This window comes from Bacteroides sp. D1 (assembly GCF_000157095.2).
Taxonomy (GTDB): domain Bacteria; phylum Bacteroidota; class Bacteroidia; order Bacteroidales; family Bacteroidaceae; genus Bacteroides; species Bacteroides xylanisolvens.
In genome coordinates this window covers 70,909-92,437 of sequence record NZ_JH114344.1, presented here as the reverse complement: position 1 = coordinate 92,437, position 21,529 = coordinate 70,909, and the positions used below count along the sequence as shown (strand labels likewise).

The 21,529-nt window shown below is 36.8% G+C and carries 21 protein-coding genes and 1 pseudogene; 9 read left to right on the top strand and 13 right to left on the bottom strand.

Annotated elements, in window-relative coordinates; genetic code table 11:
• Positions 1 to 237: an acyl carrier protein gene (locus tag BSAG_RS08080; RefSeq protein WP_002558672.1), complete on the bottom strand. Its 237-nt coding sequence runs from the start codon at positions 235 to 237 to the stop codon at positions 1 to 3.
• Between the two features lie 98 nt (positions 238 to 335).
• On the opposite strand from BSAG_RS08080, the gene purN reads away from it, so the two are divergent.
• Positions 336 to 962 carry a phosphoribosylglycinamide formyltransferase gene (gene purN, locus BSAG_RS08085; protein ID WP_008641775.1) on the top strand — a complete coding sequence of 209 codons (627 nt, stop codon included), beginning with the start codon at positions 336 to 338 and terminating at the stop codon, positions 960 to 962.
• Between the two features lie 77 nt (positions 963 to 1,039).
• On the opposite strand, the gene pdxB is transcribed toward purN, so the two are convergent.
• Entirely contained in the window at positions 1,040 to 2,080 is a 1,041-nt protein-coding gene (pdxB, locus tag BSAG_RS08090) for a 4-phosphoerythronate dehydrogenase PdxB (protein ID WP_004315554.1), read from the bottom strand.
• Between the two features lie 117 nt (positions 2,081 to 2,197).
• Here pdxB and BSAG_RS08095 point away from each other — a divergent pair, with 117 nt between their 5' ends.
• The 3 genes from BSAG_RS08095 to BSAG_RS08105 are packed head-to-tail and all read left to right on the top strand — an operon-like array spanning position 2,198 to position 4,974.
• Positions 2,198 to 2,803 carry a DUF4254 domain-containing protein gene (locus BSAG_RS08095; RefSeq protein ID WP_004315555.1) on the top strand — a complete coding sequence of 202 codons (606 nt, stop codon included), beginning with the start codon at positions 2,198 to 2,200 and terminating at the stop codon, positions 2,801 to 2,803.
• 3 nt (positions 2,804 to 2,806) lie between these two features.
• Positions 2,807 to 3,838, top strand: coding sequence for a glycosyltransferase family 9 protein (locus BSAG_RS08100; RefSeq protein ID WP_004315556.1), 1,032 nt, complete (start codon positions 2,807 to 2,809; stop codon positions 3,836 to 3,838).
• A 59-nt stretch (positions 3,839 to 3,897) separates the two neighbouring features.
• Entirely contained in the window at positions 3,898 to 4,974 is a 1,077-nt protein-coding gene (locus BSAG_RS08105) for a glycosyltransferase family 4 protein (protein WP_004315557.1), read from the top strand.
• On the opposite strand, the gene BSAG_RS08110 is transcribed toward BSAG_RS08105, so the two are convergent.
• Complete coding sequence (locus tag BSAG_RS08110) at positions 4,957 to 6,015, bottom strand: glycosyltransferase family 9 protein (RefSeq protein WP_004315558.1); 1,059 nt, start codon at positions 6,013 to 6,015, stop codon at positions 4,957 to 4,959. The two genes, BSAG_RS08105 and BSAG_RS08110, sit on opposite strands and share 18 nt — an antisense overlap.
• A gap of 231 nt (positions 6,016 to 6,246) precedes the next feature.
• Here BSAG_RS08110 and BSAG_RS08115 point away from each other — a divergent pair, with 231 nt between their 5' ends.
• Positions 6,247 to 7,158, top strand: a complete 912-nt coding sequence (locus tag BSAG_RS08115) for a lipopolysaccharide kinase InaA family protein (RefSeq protein ID WP_004315559.1) — start codon at positions 6,247 to 6,249, stop codon at positions 7,156 to 7,158.
• Here BSAG_RS08115 and BSAG_RS08120 read toward each other — a convergent pair whose 3' ends face one another.
• From BSAG_RS08120 to BSAG_RS08150, 7 genes are all read right to left on the bottom strand, one after another.
• Positions 7,159 to 7,971, bottom strand: coding sequence for an FkbM family methyltransferase (locus BSAG_RS08120; RefSeq protein ID WP_004315560.1), 813 nt, complete (start codon positions 7,969 to 7,971; stop codon positions 7,159 to 7,161).
• Entirely contained in the window at positions 7,968 to 9,101 is a 1,134-nt protein-coding gene (locus BSAG_RS08125; RefSeq protein ID WP_004315561.1) for a glycosyltransferase family 4 protein, read from the bottom strand. Before BSAG_RS08125 ends, BSAG_RS08120 begins: the two co-directional genes overlap by 4 nt.
• 29 nt (positions 9,102 to 9,130) lie before the next feature.
• The gene (locus BSAG_RS08130; RefSeq protein WP_004315562.1) at positions 9,131 to 9,943 is read right to left on the bottom strand and encodes a phosphorylcholine transferase LicD; all 813 of its coding nucleotides are present in this window, start codon (positions 9,941 to 9,943) and stop codon (positions 9,131 to 9,133) included.
• Positions 9,944 to 9,959: 16 nt separating this feature from the next.
• Positions 9,960 to 10,691: an NTP transferase domain-containing protein gene (locus tag BSAG_RS08135; protein WP_004315563.1), complete on the bottom strand. Its 732-nt coding sequence runs from the start codon at positions 10,689 to 10,691 to the stop codon at positions 9,960 to 9,962.
• Entirely contained in the window at positions 10,688 to 11,737 is a 1,050-nt protein-coding gene (locus BSAG_RS08140; protein ID WP_004315564.1) for a pyridoxal phosphate-dependent aminotransferase, read from the bottom strand. Before BSAG_RS08140 ends, BSAG_RS08135 begins: the two co-directional genes overlap by 4 nt.
• Before the next feature lies 1 nt (position 11,738).
• Positions 11,739 to 12,548: a glycosyltransferase family 2 protein gene (locus tag BSAG_RS08145; RefSeq protein ID WP_008770445.1), complete on the bottom strand. Its 810-nt coding sequence runs from the start codon at positions 12,546 to 12,548 to the stop codon at positions 11,739 to 11,741.
• 421 nt (positions 12,549 to 12,969) lie between these two features.
• Entirely contained in the window at positions 12,970 to 13,959 is a 990-nt protein-coding gene (locus BSAG_RS08150; protein WP_008997623.1) for a glycosyltransferase family 2 protein, read from the bottom strand.
• A gap of 291 nt (positions 13,960 to 14,250) precedes the next feature.
• Between BSAG_RS08150 and BSAG_RS08155 the strand changes: the two genes are divergently transcribed.
• Complete coding sequence (locus BSAG_RS08155) at positions 14,251 to 15,255, top strand: glycosyltransferase (protein WP_004315568.1); 1,005 nt, start codon at positions 14,251 to 14,253, stop codon at positions 15,253 to 15,255.
• 17 nt (positions 15,256 to 15,272) lie between these two features.
• Here the strand turns inward: BSAG_RS08155 and BSAG_RS08160 are convergent, their stop codons facing one another.
• Entirely contained in the window at positions 15,273 to 16,190 is a 918-nt protein-coding gene (locus BSAG_RS08160; RefSeq protein ID WP_004315569.1) for a glycosyltransferase family 2 protein, read from the bottom strand.
• 276 nt (positions 16,191 to 16,466) lie between these two features.
• Between BSAG_RS08160 and BSAG_RS0223295 the strand changes: the two are divergent.
• From BSAG_RS0223295 to BSAG_RS08170, 3 genes and pseudogenes are all read left to right on the top strand, one after another.
• Positions 16,467 to 17,446 (top strand): annotated as a pseudogene (locus BSAG_RS0223295) (glycosyltransferase family 2 protein).
• An 11-nt stretch (positions 17,447 to 17,457) separates the two neighbouring features.
• The gene (locus tag BSAG_RS08165) at positions 17,458 to 18,432 is read left to right on the top strand and encodes a glycosyltransferase family 2 protein (RefSeq protein ID WP_008016447.1); all 975 of its coding nucleotides are present in this window, start codon (positions 17,458 to 17,460) and stop codon (positions 18,430 to 18,432) included.
• A 60-nt stretch (positions 18,433 to 18,492) separates the two neighbouring features.
• Complete coding sequence (locus tag BSAG_RS08170) at positions 18,493 to 19,404, top strand: alpha-1,2-fucosyltransferase (protein WP_004315574.1); 912 nt, start codon at positions 18,493 to 18,495, stop codon at positions 19,402 to 19,404.
• Between the two features lie 20 nt (positions 19,405 to 19,424).
• Here the strand turns inward: BSAG_RS08170 and BSAG_RS08175 are convergent, their stop codons facing one another.
• Together BSAG_RS08175 and BSAG_RS08180 are read right to left on the bottom strand one after the other, a co-directional pair.
• Positions 19,425 to 20,216 carry a family 6 glucosyltransferase gene (locus tag BSAG_RS08175; protein WP_004315576.1) on the bottom strand — a complete coding sequence of 264 codons (792 nt, stop codon included), beginning with the start codon at positions 20,214 to 20,216 and terminating at the stop codon, positions 19,425 to 19,427.
• Positions 20,217 to 20,367: 151 nt separating this feature from the next.
• The gene (locus tag BSAG_RS08180; protein WP_008770442.1) at positions 20,368 to 21,366 is read right to left on the bottom strand and encodes a glycosyltransferase; all 999 of its coding nucleotides are present in this window, start codon (positions 21,364 to 21,366) and stop codon (positions 20,368 to 20,370) included.
• Positions 21,367 to 21,529 lie beyond the last annotated feature (163 nt).

Below are 21,529 nucleotides of genomic sequence, written 5' to 3'. Positions count from 1 at the left end.
TTACTTAGCGTGTTCTTCGATATAAGATACAGCATCACCTACAGTACCAATCTTTTCTGCTTGGTCATCAGGAATAGAGATACCGAATTCTTTTTCGAATTCCATGATAAGTTCTACAGTGTCAAGAGAATCTGCTCCCAGGTCGTTAGTGAAGCTTGCTTCGGTTGTAACTTCTGATTCTTCTACGCCTAATTTATCAACGATAATCGCTTTTACTCTTGATGCAATTTCAGACATAACTTTAAGTTTTTAATTAATAATTAGTTTTATTTCTTTAAATTTGCGGTGCAAAGGAATGAATATTTATCGTTTTGCGCAAATATTTGACTAAATAAATGCAAAGTTTTGCACATTTTTCACTGTTTTGTGCATCGAATTTGAGGGTTATGAAGAAAAACATCGCAATTTTTGCTTCCGGTTCCGGTTCAAATGCCGAGAATATTATCCGGTATTTCCAAAAAAACGATTCCGTTCAGGTTTCGTTGGTACTTTCTAATAAAAGTGATGCATACGTTTTGGAACGTGCGCATCGTTTGGGAGTGCCTTGTAACGTGTTTCCAAAGGAGGACTGGATAGCCGGAGATGAAATTTTGGCTATTTTGCAGGAGTACCGCATCGACTTTGTCGTACTGGCTGGCTTTCTGGTTCGTGTGCCTGACTTGCTTTTGCATGCTTATCCCGATAAAATTATAAATATACATCCTGCCCTTCTGCCGAAATTCGGAGGCAAAGGAATGTATGGTGACCGGGTTCATGAAGCGGTAGTGGCTGCCGGTGAAAAGGAAAGCGGTATCACTATACATTATATAAATGAGCATTATGACGAAGGAAATGCAATCTTCCAGGCTACTTGTCCTGTTTTTCCGACAGATTCTCCGGATGATGTAGCCAAAAAAGTGCATGCCTTGGAATATGAACACTTCCCGCAAGTCATAGAACAAGTATTAAGAAATAAGTATTAATTAAGTATTACTCCATGCAGATAATCGTTTGACGGAATTTCATGAAGTTCTCGGTCGCTACGGTTAATACTTAATACCTAATACTTGATTAAATAAGCTGTTTCTTCTCGCCGCAAAGGATAATCCCCGCGTAAGGTTTCGAATTGTTCCGGTTGATTTTTCAATCGGGTGCTATCTTCGACTGGATTATATATTTGGAGGATTGCTTCTTCATGGTTTTTGGCATGTATAATAGGAGAGGCGGGTGCCGGTGCGTTTATTTTATAATCAGCTTCTATTTGGAAGAATTTGCAAATGGCATCCAGTGACATGCGTGTGGCGTTTGCTTTTCCATCGGCAGAGTAACCCGCAATGTGGGGGGTACCGATGAATGCTTTTTCCAGTAGTTCACGGTTAATTTCCGGCTCATGCTCCCACACATCAATGATAGCATCCGAAATGATCCGGCTGTCCAAGGCTTTTAAAAGAGCATCAGTGTCAATAACCTCTCCTCGGGAGGTATTAATGATAACCGGTTTTCGTTTGAGTGACTGGAAGAAGTTCTCATCTGCCAGGTGGAAGGTTTTATATTTCCCTTCCTTATATAAAGGTACGTGAAAGGTAATGATATCACATTCTTCTGCTATTTTACTTAGTGAAGCGAACTGCTCTGTTCCTTCTTTTTCCTCCCGTGGCAAATCATTCAGTAAAACGCGCATGCCAAAATCCCGGGCAACTTTAGCTACTTTACTCCCTACGTTTCCCACTCCTATGATTCCAATCGTCAGTTCGTTTAACTTTTTGTTTCTGCAAGATTTCCACACCAGAAGCGATGACTGTATATATTGGGCGACAGAAGCAGAATTGCATCCCGGAGCATTTGTCCATTCTATACCTGCCTGTTTGCAATACTCTGTATCAATGTGATCGAAACCGATAGTTGCCGTCGCTATGAATTTCACCCGACTACCTTCCAATAAATTCCGGTTGCAGTGTGTGCGGGTGCGGACAATAAGTGCGTCTGCATCCCGTATGAGTTCCGGAGTAAAATCTTTCCCCGGTACATAAACCACCTCATCGGCTATTCTCTGAACCGCTTCTTTTATAAATGGTATTTTATTGTCGATAATAATTTTCATATACAATTCATCTTTTATACCCACAAAGGTAACAAATAAAAAAGTAAGAAACGGTTGCTTGTCTGAAAAATATTACATAGATTTGCCCTATTATATATCTATTAGCTAGTTAAGATTATGACATTTAGTAACCTTTGCAACGAGATTTTTTGGAAATCGACAACAGATTACCATGTAACGGATAGTGTGGATGCTCCGATGAACAATCCTTACGAGTTGAAAACTATTGAGTATTATTTATATCTAAAGAACTGGATTGATGCTGTGCAATGGCATTTTGAGGATATTATCCGTGACCCGCAGATTGATCCGGTAGAAGCATTGGCTTTGAAAAGAAGAATTGATAAATCAAATCAGGATCGTACAGACTTGGTGGAATTAATCGATAGTTACTTCTTAGACAAATACAAAGAAGTAAAACCTCTTTCTGACGCAACGATCAATACAGAAAGTCCTGCATGGGCTATTGACCGCTTGTCAATTCTTGCATTGAAAATTTACCACATGCAGCAGGAAGTGGAACGTACGGATACTACAGAGGAACACCGTCTTCAATGTCAGACTAAGCTGAATATCCTGCTGGAACAACGTAAAGACCTCTCTGCGGCTATTGAGCAGTTATTGGCTGATATCGAAGCCGGGAGAAAATATATGAAAGTATATAAACAGATGAAAATGTATAATGACCCGGCATTGAATCCGGTGCTTTATGCAAAAAAATAACGAATGGCGCGTATTCTCATTATTCGTTTTTCAGCTCTTGGCGATGTAGCCATGACAATACCGGTAATACACTCGCTGGCTGTGCAATACCCGCAGCACGAAATAACAGTGTTAAGTCGTGCTGTATGGCAGCCGCTCTTTCAGGGGCTGCCTGCGAATGTAGGTTTTGTCGGAGCTGACTTAACAGGCAAACACAAGGGGCTTTGGGGCTTGAATAGCCTCTATTCGGAGTTGAAAACGATGCATTTTGATTACATTGCTGATTTTCATCATGTGCTTCGTTCCAAATATTTATGTCTGCGATTCCGTCTTGCCAATAAACCGGTAGCTTCTATATGTAAGGGAAGGGCCGGTAAAAAGAAACTGGTTCGTCGTCATGATAAGGTGATGGAGAATCAGAAGAGTTCTTTTCGCCGTTATGCCGATGTGCTTGAGAAGCTAGGTTTGCCGGTTTTATTAAATTTCTCTTCTATTTATGGCGAAGGAAAAGGTAATTTTGCAGAGATAGAGCCAGTCACAGGACCTAAGGAAGGTCAAAAATGGATTGGTATAGCTCCTTTTGCCAAACACAGAGGTAAGATTTATCCGTTAGAGTTGCAAGAGCAGGTTATAGCACATTTTGCGGCTAACCCACAAGTGAAAGTGTTTCTTTTTGGAGGCGGCAAAAATGAGCAGGAAGTGTTTGACGCATGGATTGCTAAATATCCTTCTGTTGTTTCAATGATCGGTAAACTGAATATGCGTACCGAGCTGAACCTGATGAGCCATTTGGATGTGATGCTTTCAATGGATTCTGCCAATATGCATTTGGCGTCCTTGGTCAATATTCCGGTTGTTTCTATTTGGGGGGCCACTCATCCTTATGCTGGTTTTATGGGCTGGAAGCAATTGCCGGTTAATACCGTGCAACTTGATTTGTCATGCCGTCCCTGCTCTGTATATGGACAGAAGCCTTGCTGGCGTGGTGATTATGCCTGTTTAAGAGATATAAAGCCGGAACAGGTTATTGCAAAAATAGAAGGGATTGTAGGTTGATATTTGCAGGAATTCAATTTAGTTGTTTTTGAGCCGAAAGAGTGTAGAATCAAATAATGATGGAAAAAGAGATACAACGAAAGAAAAAGGTACTGATAGATCTTACGAATTATGGTAGTCTAACAGCTGGTTTCGGACAGATTGCGGCCAACTATGCGGCCGCTTTTTCGTCTATGCCGATAGAGGATCTTCATTTTGTATATTTGTTGAGACAGAAATATATGCAGGAATTTGGCCCGAATGTGACTTCTGTTCCGGTACGTCGTATCAATAAGTTTTTTCCTTTTACCCTTCCTAAAGTAGATGTATGGCATGCGGTGAATCAGCAGCGGAAGTTGTTGCGTATTGCCGGTGGTACAAAGTTTATCTTTACTATACATGACTTTAATTTCTTAACGGAGAAAAAGCCTTGGAAGGCTAAAATGTATCTTCGTCGGATGCAGAATAAGGTCAATAAGGCAGCAGTAGTCACAACGATTTCTCATTATGTCGCAGATGTCATTCGTCAACATATAGATTTGAAGGGGAAAGAGATCCGGGTCATCTATAATGGGGTGGAGAGGATCGATATGTTGGAAGGTACCCAGCCGTCTTTTGCGACGGGACGTCCTTTCTTTTTTACGATTGGACAGATCCGTAGGAAAAAGAATTTCCATCTCCTGGTTGACGTAATGCGCCATTTCCCGGAATATGATTTGTATATTTGTGGAGATGCCCATTTCGCTTATGCTGAAGAAGTGCGTAATCTGATTCGTGAGAAGCAAGTCACTAATGTGTTTTTGACAGATGTAATCACTCAAAGTGAAAAGATATGGTTGTATCGGAACTGTGAGGCGTTCCTGTTTCCTAGTGAAGGAGAAGGTTTTGGACTCCCTGTGGTGGAAGCTATGCAGTTTGGAAAGGCTGTATTTGCAGCTAATCGCACTAGTTTACCGGAAGTTTGTAATGGACATGCCATCATGTGGGAGCATTTGGATACAGAATCTATGGTGCAAAGTATCCGGGAGCATTTGCCTGATTTCTATAAAGATGAGGAACGCTTGACCAGAATGAAAGAACATGCAGCTTCATTCAGTTACGAGAAGCATATACAAGCTTATCTTGATTTATATCGCGAGTTAGCTCAATTGTCTTAATGTCGAAGTTAATTGATCGTATACCTTTTCCGGGGTAATTAATGCGAAACGTTCTTCATAAGTTAATGTTGCTTGTTGTTCCGGCGGAAGAATATCGTCGGGACTAATACCTCGGGCAAGTACGGAATTTGCAGGTAACCACATTGATTTAGAGGCGCTTGGCGAATAAATAGCGAATGAAGGAATTTCGAGGGCTTGCGCAATGTGTCGGGCTCCTCCTTCGTTTCCGAAATAAAACGAGCAGTTGGCGCAAAGTGCTGCCAGTTGTCGTAATGAAGAGGCTTGTATATCAATCTTGATGCGTTCCGGACATCCCAATTCCTTGTAGATATTTCTTGCATCTTCTTCTTCATACCCCGGTGCATAGTTGAAGATCATTTGTATGTCCTTGTATTCTTCCAATATTCTTTTAAGTGTGGTTATCATAAACTCCGTATTCCATTTTTTATGGAGGAGCTTGGTGGTGACTCCTATTAGGAATACAGGGCGCGCGAAATCTATCCCCTCCTTTTCCATATAATATCGAAAGTCTTTTTTCTCCTGGTCAGTGAGGTATAACCTGAATTCTTTTGTATATTGAATAGGCTTGATTTTCTCTAATGGCGCTGCAAGCAATAGGTTGCGTTTTACCATATCAGTTGTTAGACTATTGCTGTAAGTGTCTGTCCGATAATTTAATAGCAAACGTGTGTATCCCTTGATACGCCCTATCCGGAAAGGGGTTTTTAATGAAAAAAGAGAGAAAAAAAGAGTCCGGATCGTAGAACGCATATCGATGATGACATCGTATTTGTTTTGGTGCGTCACTTGCCATACTTTTTTTATATAAGCAGTGAATGGTTTATTCTCATTCTTGTCAAATGTAATAACCTTATCTATGTCCGGGTGACCCTCATAGAGCGATGCTATATTTTTATTCAGCACAAAGTGTATTTCTGCATCGGGAAAACTTTTTTTCAGCGTACTGCACAATGCAACAGCCAGAATAGAGTCCCCTATTTGTCTAAATCGAATAATCAGAATTTTTTTGATTGGTTTCATGCTTGACTTCTTTATGCTTTTTATCGTGCAAACATAGCTAAAAAAAAGCATTTATGTCTAAATATAAATGAAAAGAAAAAAGAAAAAACGACTAAAGTTGTTCGCAACAGTACTTATATGTATAGAGAGTTAGCCAATCTTTGTGAGAAAAGAAAAAAATATAGTCGGAATATGCCTTAATTTCTTTATCTTTGCTCCATCTTTGTAATTAGTATTATATAGGAGAGTGTAATGAGAGTGATTGTAAATCCCAAGTACGCGCATCTGCAGAAGGAGATAGAAGAAATTCCAAGGTCCTTCCAGGAAAAAGGAGATGTGGTGTACGATGGGCGTAATGTTTTAAAACGAATTGGCTTAGGCAGCATTGATGTTGTGGTGAAGAGCTTTAAGAAGCCTCACATCATCAATCGTGTTGTATATTCGTTTTTCCGGCAATCAAAAGCAGAGCGTTCCTATATTTACTCTATGGAAATTCAACAACATGGCTTTGACACTCCGGAGCCAGTTGCTATGATCGAACAATTCCAAAGTGGTCTTCTTTCACATAGCTATTACATTTGTTGTTATGATGGTGGCGAAACAGTCCGTTCCCTGATGGATGGGAAAGTGGAAGGAAATGAAGATAAACTTTCTGCTTTTGCGCGCTACACGGCTGCTTTGCATCAGGCAGGTATCCTGCATTTGGACTATTCTCCCGGCAATATATTGATCCATCAGAATGATGCGAATGAATATAGTTTTTCCTTGGTCGACGTGAATCGCATGCAGTTGCTATCGGATATTGATTGTGATACTGTGTGCCGTAATATGTGTCGTTTATGTATCTCTCGTGAAGTGCTGACTTATATAATGACAGAATACGCTTCTTTGAGAGGATGGGATGTAGAATCTACTGTTAGTCTGGCTCTTCGTTATAGCGATCAGTTCTTTACTCATTATATTTATCGTCGTGCGGCACGAAAAGAAAAAGAAAGGCATATTGTATCCCTGATTTTATTCTTCCGTTTATACCGTTCCGTACGTAAGTTCTTTTCCTGGGAACCGCATATCTCACGTTTCTTATTGAAAAAAGAAAAGCGCATTTATGATACATACTTGTGTAAGTATGACTATTGCGAATTGCTTTCTGCTGATTATCAATGATTAACTCTTACTTCCGCGCATGACTACACTGCGGATTTTATGCCTGAAAAAACCTTTCTGATTGGTATATGTGCAGTTATGCTTATCCAAAAATGCAGAAATGACTGCTTCGTCATCATGTAGATGGTATGTGCAAATTGCAAAATCCAACTTCTGGCAATTCTGAAATAAGTTCTTGCATCCGGCCAATGCATGCCGTTCAGCTCCTTCGATATCCATTTTTAGAAATAGATGCTCATCCGTTTGATTGTTGAAGAAGTCATCCAGGGTTTGTTCTCTCGAAGAATTATGGTCGCTTACATACTTTTGGACAATCGTAACTTTATCTTGCCATGGCTCAAAGGTCGCTCTGATGGCCTCCAACCATTGTTCGTCCTGCTCAAACAAGTAAACATGTTTAGCTTCTTCGATGATTTCCAATGAAGAATATCCTTCGGCGCAACCAACATCCACAAATACCTTTCCTGTCACTTCTTTAACGCTGTTGAAGTAATGGTGCGGTGAGCGCTTGTCTTGTTCCATGCTCAAAGCCCTGTAATATTTCTGAATTTTCCTGGCCGGAGTGCTCTTTCTGAAATAGAGCCGTTTCTCTTCTTTTTGAACATAGTATAAACCTTTCTCCTCGTCTTTCTGTACGTCAACGGGCATATTTGCATATTCATCTTTGAATTCATACAGGTGTCTTGAATATCCATGTTCTTTAATATATTCATAGTATTTCAGATAAGGAGAGCCGGGCTTATATCCTTTCATGAAATAATATGGGAGAGTGCCATATATAAATTTCTTTATTGTGTGTTTAAGTATGTTCATCTCATTAATTTCTTGTAGATGTTTAAGATCTCTTCCGCTTGCTTTTCTTCAGAGAATCTTTTGGCAAATATTTGCCCTTTTTCAATCATTACTTTCTTTCTTTCAGGGTCAGAGTATATCTGTTTGAAAGCATTGGCCATTCCTTTGATATCGTCGGGATGTATATAGATTGAGTCGGGACCTCCGGCTTCTTCCAGGCAAGAACCTGTTGCGGCTACTACCGGAATTCCGGAGTATAAAGCTTCTATGATGGGGATGCCAAAGCCTTCAAAGCGTGAAGGATATACAAAAATTTCAGCTAGCTGATAAAAAGTCGGCAGATCATCAAAAGGAACATTGCTGATGATGTGCACTCTTTCTTCCAGCTTATTCTCCTTAATAAAACGTTCAATCTTATCAGTGTATTCTGTATGACGTCCTACAATGACAAGATGAATTTGTTCAGGAAGCATCGTCAGTGCTTGTACCGCCGAAAGGGCATTCTTTCGTTCTTCAATACTTCCTACGTTGAGGATATAGTGCTCCGGTAGCTGATATTTAGCTCGAACTTCTCTTTTTTTCTCTTCTGTTACAGGGTGCGTGAATGAAGTATCACATCCCTGATAAACAACTTCTATCTTATCGGCAGGAATCCCGAAATACTCAATAATATCACGTTTGGTGCATTCGCTGATAGCAATGATTCTATCAGCATTTTCGCAGGCTTTGCGGAATTTGTATGTGTATATATTCCTGTCGATCGAATGGTAGTATTGTGGGTATCGCAGAAATATCAGATCGTGGATCGTCACGATACTTTTTACCTCACTTTTATGGATATTCAGGGGCAATTCATTGCTAAGTCCATGAAAAATATCAATTCTTTCTTTTTCCAATTGGCGGGTGACTCCCAACACTCGCCATAACGAACTTAACTTTTTCCAGAAAGAAGTAGTGGGGTAAGAAAGCTGTAGTTGCCGATATTGCTTCGTTAATTTGTTCAGCCTTTTATTTTCCCGTTTCTTGGGGGCATACAATACATATTCATTCTCCGGATAGAATTGGCATAGAATATCCACTATATAGCGGCTATAATTACCCAAACCGGTGAAATTCTGTACTGCACGTTTTCCGTCAAAACCTATTCTCATTTCTACTTCTTACCTTTATGTGATTATAGTTAGACTTCAAATTCCCGATAAGGTTTATTCAGGTCTAAATAATGGAAATTGTGTTGTCTTTGCCCACTTTGTTTAGGTATGGTCATGTAATCTCCGTATTTCTGTGACAGATAGGCATCATATTTCTGTACTCCCCATACTTCTTCATCTTCAAATAAGACTGGAGTAGGGATGCCCAGAATATCTTTAGACATGATTCCTTTCATTCCGTCATCATAATCACAGACCAATGCGGATTGGTCGAAATCATACTTTTTCATTACTTTCCTGATACTTTCCTGTGCTCCGGTAAGGGTAAAAAGCTTTCTGCATAATAGCGGTATCCATGAACTGGGACCTTTTCCATGCTTGTATGGATCGCGATGAATCAGATAAAGTACACGTTTGTAGAATTCGTACTTTGCAAAATGCATTCTTTGCGCCATGCGGCTCTCCGGAACTCCGTCCAGTGGGAATATATCAATATATACGCCTCCCAAATATTTGAGATGCATACGTTCAATTAGAGTGGTGTCGGCATCCTGTACTTTTGCGAATGGAAGAGGATATTCCTTGTCGTTTTCAGCACATACAGCTTCGTATGGTTTCGGCAACCATTCTTTGGCATTAGCCATTAATAAATCATAATCGGCTCTTGGCATACCGATATCCAGATCATCATCCCAAGGGATAAATCCTTTGTGGCGGACGGCTCCCAGCATGGTGCCTGCCATGATGTAATATCGCAGATTATGTTCTTTGCAAACTTTGTCAACAGCTAATAAATTCTTTAATATGCGAAGCTGTAGAGGGCGGATATCGTAATTTGCCATTTCTATCTGAATTTGATTAATAAAGACTGGCTGGAATCAGCTTCTGTGCCTGTTGAAAGTCCTCTACGGTGTCCAGTTCGGCCGAGAAGAACTCGGTGGTATCCATGACGTAAAAGCTATATCCTTGCGGAATCAGTCGCTCAAAAGCCCGTTCGTAGAATATATTGTCCAGTCCTTCAGTGGTAATCATAATGTCCAGTTCCCGGAATAGAGCTTTGGTGTATTCAGCTGACATCTTTTCGATACCGATAGACTCTCCGATAGCATCGGATATAGAACAGACTTTGCTGATTTCAACAACCTTTTGTGCGTCGTCTACGATGACTTTTATTTCTTCCGCTCCAAGCTCATGACGATTTAATGCCAATATGTCGGCTTTATCTGAATCAAGCAGTTTCTCTACAATTTGAGGATCAAAAACAATATCGCTGTCTAATAACAATATTTCTTCCCCGTCTGTATATGGTCGGGTAAGCCATAATGAATAGATATTGTTGGTTGATTCATATCTGTCATTATAGATGAAAGTAATATTTTGGACAGGATAACGTGCCTGCAGAAAATCAACGATTTGCTGCTGGCGATACCCCGTGACGATAATGAATTCGTCGAATCCATTTTGTATCAGAGCATCAAAAGCTCTTTCCAGTAGACATCGTTCTCCTATCTTGAGGAGGCATTTGGGCGTTGTATCGGTCAGCGGGCGTAAGCGTGAGGCTATTCCTGCGGCTAATATTACTGCTTTCATTTGGATGCGATTTCTTTAATTGTGTCTATAACGATCCGGTTCTGCTCTGGGCGTCCCAATGTGATACGCAAATGAGTGTTGATATCCGGTTCATTCATAAACTTCACTTTATAACTTTGTTCGGCAAAAGCCTTTTGTAAAGCCTCTTTTAGCTCTATCGGGTATTTGATTAAAATGAAATTGGCAACCGATTCATATACTTTGAATCCGGGTAATACGCCAATTTCCTTTTCGTAACGCTCACGGTCTTCGTTCATCAGTTTGGCGATGTTGCGGTAGTGTGCGTCCGATTTAAGAGCTGCAATGGCGATATCTTCGGATATTCGGTTGTATCCCAGATATTTATTGCTGTATCTGCTGAATTTTTCCAATTCCTTACTCATAAATCCGAATCCCATACGTAAACCGGGCAATCCATAAAACTTGGATAAAGTACGGGAAATAATCAAATTCTGATATTTATTAACCAGTTTTTTGATATAACTGGTATCAGTTGAAACAAAAGAAGCGTATGCCTCGTCTATCAGTACCACTGTTTGGCTGGGTACTTCTGCAAGCAGTTCATCCAGTTCTTTCGGAGTTAAACCATTGCCGGTAGGGTTATTGGGAGAAGCCAGTAAAAGAATCTTCGGATTCTCTTTCTGAATCATATCTTTCAGCGTCTCAAAGTCATATTTAAAGGTGTTTCCGTCTTCGTAAAGAGGATATTGCAAAGTATGACCATTCACCTCATCTGCAATTGACTTATAATACCACCATGAGAACTTGGGAATCAACATCGTTTTGTTTCCATCTTCTTGAGTCAGGAAGTAATGAACGGCTTGCTTCAGGATATCTTCTCCGCCGTATCCCAATAAAACTTGAGTTTCATCTATATCGTATAGTTCGGACAAGAAAACGGATAATATACTTTTCTTTCCTTCATCATAAATGCGGGTATAAAAACAAAGTTTATTTATATCGAAGTTTTTTAAAGCCTCTACTACTTCTTTTGATGGACTGTAGTTAAATTCGTTTCGATCTAAAAAGTTCAAATTCTTTTCCATATTAGTTTTGTATGATTCCTTTATCGCACCAGGTTAGTTTCCTGACTTTCGTTTCGTTCAAAATACTGCGGTTGTTATTTAAATTATCCGTTCCATGTAGTTCGTGATGGAGGTGGAACACAATTCCCGCAAATTTGATGGTACGCTTGCGTACACCGTTATTGATGAGGCGGCATACTAATTCATGATCTTCGCTTCCCCATCCGGTAATAGCTTCATTATATCCATTAACTTTTAATAAGTCCTCTTTCCAGAAAGCCATATTACATCCTCTGGAATATGAAATATCCCATTGTCGATAATGTTGAAGTAGCGGACTCAACCAAGGTAAATGCACTCCGTTGATTGTGTTTTTAGTACCTTTGTCGTGAATGGAAATTATGCAGTTTTTTTCCGCTAACATTTTTTTTGTTAAACCTTCCCGGATTAATACACGGCTACCGGTTACGAAACTACCTTTTTGGGCAAAACGTGCATGATCTTTGACGAAATCTTTGTGTAAGACGATATCTCCGTCGATTTGTATAATATATTCTTTAGATGCTTTCGCAATAGCTTTGTTGCGGATGGAGGCTAGTCTGAAGCCTAGATCCTCATGCCAGACATGAATAATGGGAACTTCGGAGGAAGCAGCCAATTGATGAATTAGCTCTCTTGTGTCTTCTTTAGAACCATCATCAGCAATGATAATTTCATCAGGAAGGAGAGATTGACGTAGCACGCTTTTAACGCATAATTCTAACGCGTCGCTTCTATTATAGGTGGATATAATCAGCGATGTACTTATGTTGCTCGCCATTGGTTTATTCATATAATTATTACTAAGTTAGTTAAATAGTTAAGGGGGCTTGCACTAAAATTCTACAAATGTATACATTTTATTTGGTTGTGACAAGCATTGAGAGCTTTTTCAAGGTAGCTGCATCAGATTTTATGATTCTTTTTTTCTGTTCTGGAATTAATAAGTATACATACAAGTTCGTTATCTTTGTATCCCAGGCGAGTCACCTTTTCATTATAACCATTGGATTTGTATAAATCTTCTTTCCAAAAGGCCGTATTACATTCTATTATATGTAAAATATCATTGGCAATACTTCTCTTGTAAATGACTAAGAATAAAGGGGGGCTTCTCTCGTGTTTTTAGGAAGTATTGAACTGGAAATTTTGTAAATGGAAATGATATTTTCTAAGAAACTTATAGTGTACTATTTGTTAATAGTTTTTTCCGCTTAAGCTCTGCTCTTTTTGTATTTATGACTTTTAATTAGATATTGAATGTTAAAGGGCAGTTTTAGGAATAAAAAACGTTTTATAGATTTGAATGTTAGTCGAGTTTCTAAAATAGGAGGGAGACAGTTTTGAGAGAGTCTTGCTAATCCTTTTATTAAGTCAACCCTTTTAATGTTCGAGTACATCGCTGGTAGGTATCGATGATAAATTTCAAATAAATAATATAAGTTTATTTCTTTTTGAAGATGTTTGCTAAGGTTGTTGTCTGCTTGTATCAATCTCCTGATTTCACTAAAAACTATGGTAAGATCATTTAGATGCTTCAAGGTGTAGCCTTGTTCCATATTTGTAATAGAATCTTCTCTCTTGCAATTATAAAGATATGTTGTTTGGCTGGTTAAGGTAAATGATCTGGTATTTAAAGCGAGCATGGCATGCATTACTATGTCTTCGTGGTACACATGTTCCAAAAAATGAATATGAAATTCTCTTAAAAAAGAAAGATTATATAATTTATTCCATGTAGTTACCCATATATCATTTTTTTCTTCATAAAAGTATTGAGCCATACATAATTTACCTTTTCGTGTTATATTAGGGTAATTAGTAATTTTGAGTGAATTTTCATTCTCATCAATTTGATTGATTCCAGCTGCAACAAAGTCTACTTTTTCTTGTGAAATAATATTATATAAAGTCTCAATGCAATCAGGAACAATGGCGTCGTCGCTATCCATAAAGTATAGATATTTCCCTTGAGCAGATTCAATTGCTGTGTTTCTCGTTCCTCCCAAACCGAGATTTTTTTTATGTGTAATTATACGGATACAGTTACCTCTAGGATGTGTGTGTTTAAGTTGGTAGACTATATTCATGCTGTTATCATGCCCTAAATCGTCTACTATCAAAATCTCTAAGTTTTGATAGGTTTGGTTTAATGCGGATAATAAGGCGCGTTCAATGTATTGTTCTACATTATAAATAGGCATTGAGAGAGTTATTAGGCACATACTTTTCTTTAATCATTATAACAAAATAATATTAGGTGATTACAAAGTTACTTTAATATTTGTAATGATGAAAGTTATTTCGTTTTTTATTGATTTCTTATCTCGAGCTTGCCTTGTATAGAAAAGAATAATTTCATTAGAATAAAACTTTGGATTATTTTCATTACCTTTGTTCAGAATATTATGTTTGTCTAAATAATGGGACTGATGTAAATTCTGCAATTCCTCTATTGTTTAAGACTATTGTTCTTTAATTTAAATTTTAATAATATGGTATATATTATTTGTTATGATTGGCCTTCAACATCTGGAAATCATACAGGAATGAGGTATCTTTATGAATATATTCAAAAAAGAAATCCTGAATTATATAAAATGTATACTTTTAATATGGGTAGGTGTTTTTTGGATAAGGGAAAAAGGGGGAAGAAAATCTCTGTGTTTTTTACGGCACTTAAATTAGCAATGACATATAAATCAGGAGATAAATTTATTCTTACTGAATATTTACATAGAGATTCGTATCAAATATTGTTTGCAAAAATAATACGCTTTATACGTCCTAAAGCACCTGTATATGCTATGGTGCATCTTGTTCCTGAAAAATTGGAAAGGCGATATTCAAAAGCACAAATAAAGAAGAGTTCACGATTTGTTACAGAAATTGTAACATTGGGAAGTAGTTTGACATGCTATCTTAATAATTTAGGAATAGAGAATGTTTATACTTCATTTCATTATGTCGATAATAATTATTATACTCCTTCTGCAAACCTTTATAACAGAAGTGATGATGTCAAAGTGATAGTAATGGGTGCCTTGGCGCGTGACTTTGAACAGATCGCTTATATTGTTTCAAGACTTCCGCAAATTCATTTTTATATATGCAAAGGGCGAGAAAATATTGATTATTTGTTTTCAGGTTTAAAGAATGTAACATTGGTGGGGTATGTTCCGGAGGCGGAACTAAAGCATTATATGAATGATTCTGATATTTCATTAAATGTGATGAAGGATACTATTGGAAGTAATGTAATTTGTACTTCAATGGCAACAGGATTGGCGATGGTGGTTAGTGATGTTGGGTCTATACGGGACTATTGCGATGAGACCAATGCATGTTTTTGTTCTTCTCCCGATGATTTTATAGAGAAAATTATGATCTTAGCAAATGATCGAGAGTTGCTCAATTCGTTAAAAAAAATGTCTTTGAAAAAAGCACAGCAGTTTTCTATCGATAATTATTGTGCTAGCTTGTCATCTTTATTGAAATAATTGGAGAGTATAGTCGTTTACAGTTTCTTCCAAACATGATGAACTAAAACTTGCAAAGACACATTTAGTGTGAGTTTTCTTAGAGCATTGCATAAACGTAAAAGGTCGTGTAAGCTAAAGTCGTTCTTTAGCGAATGCTGTAAGAATTTATATATATAACGTTTGATCGCTTTTTTGAATTTTCTTTCATTAAGGTGAGAATGGTAGTTTATGCCAATCCATTCTATGAAAAGTATTGTTGCTCTAATCTTTTCTTTATTGAAATGAGTGGAGTTTGATATATTCTCTCCTTCGGCATTTCTCCAACTGACGGGATTGCCTGGTAAAGATATGATTCCTCCTGTAAAATCTGCAAATTTAGCCCATGTCGCATCATCGGTGCACCAAGCCAAAGGGAACTTTATAAATCCTCCCGTTTGTTCCCATACTGCTCGGCTAAATACATACTCACAGGCGGCAGAACTAATTTTTCCAGATAATTTGTCCAATAGGAATTCATATCCAGAAGTTAAATTGGTTTTAAAAGGAGGGTTTTTATACTTTAGTTTACCATGCTCGTCAACAACTTCTAAAGGGAAACGGAATATATATTTTCCTTCAGAATGTTTTTGTGCGGCTTGAATTATACGTGCTACTCCGTCAAAGGGCATTAAGTCGTCATCTGAAAAAAGCCATATAAGTTCTTCTTCTGACAATGATATGCATCGTTCCCAATGACCGGGTAGGTCTTTTTTGCCCATGTTTTGCTCAAAACGATGATATATAATGTCAAACTTGTTCTTGTAATGATCTACTATGGTCTTTAATGGGTAGGGACTTGCGTCATCACCAATGTATACGGTAAACTCGTGGCTGTTTTGTTTAGCGATAGAATCAAGTGTTTCTTGTAAAAAACGTGCTTTATAAGCTGGTATGATAATTGCTAATTTTTTCATTTTATTGCTATCAATTAGGTTTTGCAAATATACACATTCGGTTTGTTTAAATATTGTATTTGCAAACTTTTGTGATGGAAAACTATACTAGCAAGTTGCTGATTGCAAAATAATCCATAGAATTTTCTCTTTTGATTTTTCAGATTACATGTATGTATTGTTAATAATAACTAATTGCAAGCGTGAAATTCTGCTCTATTTGTAAACAATCTCTTTTTAGATACTTCCTATGGATATTATTCCTTACTTTTGCAAGTAGAAAATGAATATTCAAATATGGAATCTCAATACTCGGTTAGCGTTATCATCCCTGTTCATAATACAGCTCCGTATTTGCGACGTTGTATAGAGTCTGTACGTAATCAGACGTTGAAAGATATAGAAATTATATTAGTGGATAATTTGTCGACCGACGATTCTCCTTCTATTTGTAATGAATATGCTAATATTGATTCTAGAGTAAAAGTGCTGCATCTTGATGAGGCAGGTTTGTCCATAGCTCGTAATGCAGGAATTGAAATAGCGACTGCTCCATATATTGGGTTTATAGATAGCGATGATTATATTGAACCGACAATGTATGAAAACATGTTGTCAGCCATGCTACAGAACAAAGTTTATATGGTATATTGCAACTTTTGCTTTGAGTATGAAGATGGCCGTATAGAACAAATGTATCCTAATACAGATAATGTGTATGTACGTACTAGTCAAGATGTTCAGCGGGATATTATTTTTGAGAAGGTAAGTAGTTCAGCTTGTACCAAACTTTTTGATAAGATTTTTTTTGATTCTTATCGCTTTCCTATAGGTATGTTTTTGAGGATCATGCGACTATTTATCGCTGGATAAGTATTTGTGATAAAATAGTTTGGATTGATGCTGCTTATTATCATTATATACAGAGAGGTGATAGTATTTGCCATACAATCAATTCTATAAAACGTTATCATTATTTCTTGGCTGAATATTCAAGATTGGAGTTTGCAAAGGAGCGGCGATTGTTTGAAGGTAGAGATTGGTGTGATGCCGTCAATGTGATTGTGGAAAATTGCTTTAATCATTTTCAAGAGTTTATGACGGATCCTAATCATCAATTGTATCCTGTTGAAATTAAAGATATGAGGAATAAGTTGAGTAGATGGCGTTTTTTATCAAGAAAAGAATTGTCTTCTAAATATTATAAACGATTACGTAAGATAACTTATTTTTGGTCGATTTATTATTGGACTCACTTTGCCAAGAAAAAGAATTAAAAAATGACATGATGGAAAAAGAATCCCCTTTAGTTTCGGTTATTATTCCTGTTTATAATGCGCACAATTCGATAGCTAAAACGTTGCAGAGTGTTATTAATCAAACGTATACTAATCTTGAAATTGTTGTAGTGAATGATGGAAGTACAGATGAAAGTTTAGATATAATAAAGACGTATGCGGTTGAAGATCCCCGGATTGTTGTATTTGATAAACAAAACGAGGGATTAGTGCAGGCGCGTAAATCGGGTATAGATATTGCTACTGGCAAATATATCCAATATTTAGATAGTGATGATATTATGCATGAGGATGCAATAACTAGACTGGTTAATAAAGCAGAGGAAACGCAAGCGGATATGGTAGTGGCCCCTTTTATGTTTTGCTATGATGGAGAGTCTCATAAATCAACTTTTTTTAATTTTGTAGAGTTGTCAGGCGTGGAGTTTTTGAAAAATATTCTTTTAAAAAAGGCTTATTGGTGTGTATGGTCAAAATTTCATCTTCGATCATTATATCAGAATGAGATAGAAAGACCGGATATATCATTTGGTGAAGATGTCGTTCTTTCCACACAATTATTGTTATACTTACAAAAAGTCGTTTCAGTTGATTATATAATCATTGACTATAATTTTACCAATACGTCAATGTCACATCCTGCGAATTTTGATGATAAAAAGTATGGAGACTTTGTGAATTATACAATATGGATTGAAAATTATATTGATAAAAAAGGGTTGGGGGAAGAGATGAAGGAAGCACTTGCTCATTTCCATCTTGAAAATGCTTTTAGAAGAATTTATTGGAAACGTTTTGCTGGTATTAGGAAGGATATGAAACGGCTTGTTAATGAAATGGAATCCTATCCTTGTTTAATAAATAACTTGTCAAAAAGAGAACGTAAGATTGTGAATGCTTATAGAGTATCAGGTTTCTGGGGAGATTTGAAACTTAGATATTATAATATGCGCCATAAACTGTAATGTGTTCAGATAAATTAAGACGTTGAGAGCGGTATAGTTGATAAAATAAGATATAAAGAAATGAGTATTATTAGAAAGTGGCAAAGAAGTTGTTACAAAAGAATGTTGAAGGCTCACTTAGTTACTCCTAAGGTTGTAGTGTTGATGGATGGTGGTATTTGTTCTCAAATGCTCCAATATTTGTTGGGAGAATTTTTTAGAAAGCGTGGATGTAAGGTTGTGTATGATCTATCCTTTTATAAGGAATGGGGAAGTGACATGGATTATAAATTTGCTCGCAATTTTGATTTGTTGAAAGTGTTTCCTTATTTGGGGTTAACAATTGCAACAGAGTTCGAAATCTCCTATTATAAGAGACATTTTTACTATGTTGGGAATAATACATCGGAATGGATAGATGATTTTTCATTTTTGGAAAAAAATCCCCCTATTTATCTAGGTGGATATTATCATTTGCCGATAAATATTTGGGTACCCGCATTTATGTCTACTTATAGAATCTCATCTGAAATATTTGATGAGGGTAGCAAAATGTTAATGTCAGAAATAAAACAGAATATCAATCCTGTAGCAGTGCATGTTCGACGGGGTGATTTAAGTGTTGAAGTTCGAGCGTATGGGAAGCCTGCTTCTTTGAGCTATTTTAAAAGGGCTGTTGATTATATGGAAAAAGAGACTGTTACGCCTTTTTTTTACTTCTTCTCAGATGAGCCGGAATGGGTGGCATCAGAACTTATTCCCTATCTTGAATTTGCAAATGAGAATTATAAGGTGGTGGATATAAATGGTTCAGATAAGGGGTATATGGATTTGTTTTTGATAGCTTATTGCAAACATCAGATAACAAGTAAAGGTACTTTGGGAAAGTATGGTGCTTTATTGAGAGATAGTTCAGATAAAATAGTGATTCTTTGTGATGATAAAGTTGAATATCAGTGGAAAGGAGTTTTCTATAATTCTATATTTCTATAATATAGAGGCAAATTGACCGACTAATCGGCTAATTTAATTTTTTGGCAGATTAGCTTAATCTTTACCCATAAAGAATTTTTTCTTCGCAAGAATTCGTGTCCGCCATATTCAGGCTTGTTTTTGTCTCGAATGAGAATAATTGGTTTAAAGGGAAGGGACCAGCCTTCGGGGTATAGATATGCGGGCGGCAATGTAATGGCTGGTGGATTATCTAAGAAATATTTATTGATAAGGGATTCATCGTGCCAAATTGGTATTATATGGTTTGCGGCATCCTTGTCAACCCATGAACAAATTGTTGTACAGAGCTGCAGATAGGATTCTGTACATCCACCCGAAAGGCCTCCTGCATAATAATATAGACCTTTCCCTTCTGGAATATAGGCGGTAGAAGCAACTCTTCGTTCGTATGTAAATTCTGAGTTGGGTTTATTGTAGAATCCAGGATGTATAGTTCCTAGTAATCCATTGCTATTCGAGGATGGTAGCATTTCTTTACCAATTGGACAGGTGAATAACAGATTAGCATTGAAGAAAAATAGATAGTCGGTTTCTCGCTCCAATTGTTCCTTGATGCGAAGGAATGTATGGAAACGTTTTAATGTATTGTCAGGCCATCCTAAATTCTTTTGTTTGATCCGGTGAATATGCTCATTATTCTCTTCGTCGTATAGTTGCGGACTATCAGTAAATACATAATACTCGATAATGAAAGATTGGTCTTGCATAAAATAACGTTCTGCGCTTAGATAAAAGTCTTTCCAAAAAATGTCATATTTGCCAGTACAGATATATAATATACCAATTCTCATTTTATTTATTGTTTTGATTCATATTATTGGCAAATATATAAAGATTTATTTTATATTATTTGTTTGAGGTGTTTTTATTTTCTGTGAATTACCGGTAGCAGGAGCTTTTAGACCTTCGGTTTTGTCTATTTGAGAGTGTTATTTATATTGATTATACTAAAAATAAAGCAGTAAGTAGTAGAATTGCTAATAGTATAGAGATACTTACGAATATTGAGTATAAACGTTTGTATTTTCTGTATTTGGGTTTATAGTTTGGTTTTTGTGCAAGGGCTATTAAAGGTTTTTTATATAGGTCAAGGATGTATTGTAAATGATAGCATAACCATTGGTCTTGCTTTTGACCTAGGTAATTAAAAAAGAGAATAAAATAGTATATATACCCTGCATAGCCTTGACTGTTATTGTCAAATATAGTCCGAAAGAATGATTCTCTGGTGTCAAATCCTGCTTCTTCGAGGTTGCTGCATGGTTTCATTCCATGAAAATGGATAAGCTTAGCATTCCCATTAATTCCCCAGTACGGTTTCCAGTTATATTCAATAGGTAAAATTTCCATGTCATTAAAACACAGCTCGTTTAAGTACCCTTGATCAAAAAGTCCTGAAGTAGATCTTTGTCTTTTTTTCATCATCTCTACAAATTGCTGATATTTGATTCTCATACCTTGGATATTCATGACTAATATTCCAGCATTGAAATAACTCATTCTTTTTGTATCGCGTTCAAATTCGGGAGCAGCAGCTAAATAAGCAGGATGAGGTAGATCTTTCAGTAATATATCATCATTAAAGATTATGTCCATATCGGTGTATAATACATATTCGTCTTCTTTTTCTATTATAGGAATCTCCATTCTCATGAATGTGCCGAATATTCGACTATATTCTATATCTTTTCCTAGTTCTGTTTCCATCCATTCGTGAGAATATATTTCCATTAGTTCCTTTTTATATGGTAATTCATGGATGATGATCTCAACTTTAAAATCTTTTAGTAAGTTGTAAACAGGATCGCCAATTTTACCATCATATAGGCAAATTAATCGAAGAGATGTGTTTTTACGAGCACTAATTAAGGTTACCTTTAACATGTTAAAGTAATCTTTTCTGTTGACAATAGAGTCTGTCAAACAAATATAGCATTTCATAATTTATAGAATATATAAAATAATTTATACTAATATATTTCGCAAAGCTATCATAACTGTAAGTTATACAATAGTCCTTGCCAAACTGTTAGAATTGTATTGTACCTTACAAAAATAAGCAAAAAAAACTTTTACTAAGACGTTTTGATAAATAAATTAGTTG

Bases quoted from the DNA above. Each gene is read 5' to 3' on its own strand.
- BSAG_RS08080 (WP_002558672.1), bottom strand. From the start codon at position 237: ATGTCTGAAATTGCATCAAGAGTAAAAGCGATTATCGTTGATAAATTA.
- purN (WP_008641775.1), top strand. From the start codon at position 336: ATGCAAAGTTTTGCACATTTTTCACTGTTTTGTGCATCGAATTTGAGG.
- pdxB (WP_004315554.1), bottom strand. From the start codon at position 2,080: ATGAAAATTATTATCGACAATAAAATACCATTTATAAAAGAAGCGGTT.
- BSAG_RS08095 (WP_004315555.1), top strand. From the start codon at position 2,198: ATGACATTTAGTAACCTTTGCAACGAGATTTTTTGGAAATCGACAACA.
- BSAG_RS08100 (WP_004315556.1), top strand. From the start codon at position 2,807: ATGGCGCGTATTCTCATTATTCGTTTTTCAGCTCTTGGCGATGTAGCC.
- BSAG_RS08105 (WP_004315557.1), top strand. From the start codon at position 3,898: ATGGAAAAAGAGATACAACGAAAGAAAAAGGTACTGATAGATCTTACG.
- BSAG_RS08110 (WP_004315558.1), bottom strand. From the start codon at position 6,015: ATGAAACCAATCAAAAAAATTCTGATTATTCGATTTAGACAAATAGGG.
- BSAG_RS08115 (WP_004315559.1), top strand. From the start codon at position 6,247: ATGAGAGTGATTGTAAATCCCAAGTACGCGCATCTGCAGAAGGAGATA.
- BSAG_RS08120 (WP_004315560.1), bottom strand. From the start codon at position 7,971: ATGAACATACTTAAACACACAATAAAGAAATTTATATATGGCACTCTC.
- BSAG_RS08125 (WP_004315561.1), bottom strand. From the start codon at position 9,101: ATGAGAATAGGTTTTGACGGAAAACGTGCAGTACAGAATTTCACCGGT.
- BSAG_RS08130 (WP_004315562.1), bottom strand. From the start codon at position 9,943: ATGGCAAATTACGATATCCGCCCTCTACAGCTTCGCATATTAAAGAAT.
- BSAG_RS08135 (WP_004315563.1), bottom strand. From the start codon at position 10,691: ATGAAAGCAGTAATATTAGCCGCAGGAATAGCCTCACGCTTACGCCCG.
- BSAG_RS08140 (WP_004315564.1), bottom strand. From the start codon at position 11,737: ATGGAAAAGAATTTGAACTTTTTAGATCGAAACGAATTTAACTACAGT.
- BSAG_RS08145 (WP_008770445.1), bottom strand. From the start codon at position 12,548: ATGAATAAACCAATGGCGAGCAACATAAGTACATCGCTGATTATATCC.
- BSAG_RS08150 (WP_008997623.1), bottom strand. From the start codon at position 13,959: ATGCCTATTTATAATGTAGAACAATACATTGAACGCGCCTTATTATCC.
- BSAG_RS08155 (WP_004315568.1), top strand. From the start codon at position 14,251: ATGGTATATATTATTTGTTATGATTGGCCTTCAACATCTGGAAATCAT.
- BSAG_RS08160 (WP_004315569.1), bottom strand. From the start codon at position 16,190: ATGAAAAAATTAGCAATTATCATACCAGCTTATAAAGCACGTTTTTTA.
- BSAG_RS08165 (WP_008016447.1), top strand. From the start codon at position 17,458: ATGGAAAAAGAATCCCCTTTAGTTTCGGTTATTATTCCTGTTTATAAT.
- BSAG_RS08170 (WP_004315574.1), top strand. From the start codon at position 18,493: ATGAGTATTATTAGAAAGTGGCAAAGAAGTTGTTACAAAAGAATGTTG.
- BSAG_RS08175 (WP_004315576.1), bottom strand. From the start codon at position 20,216: ATGAGAATTGGTATATTATATATCTGTACTGGCAAATATGACATTTTT.
- BSAG_RS08180 (WP_008770442.1), bottom strand. From the start codon at position 21,366: ATGAAATGCTATATTTGTTTGACAGACTCTATTGTCAACAGAAAAGAT.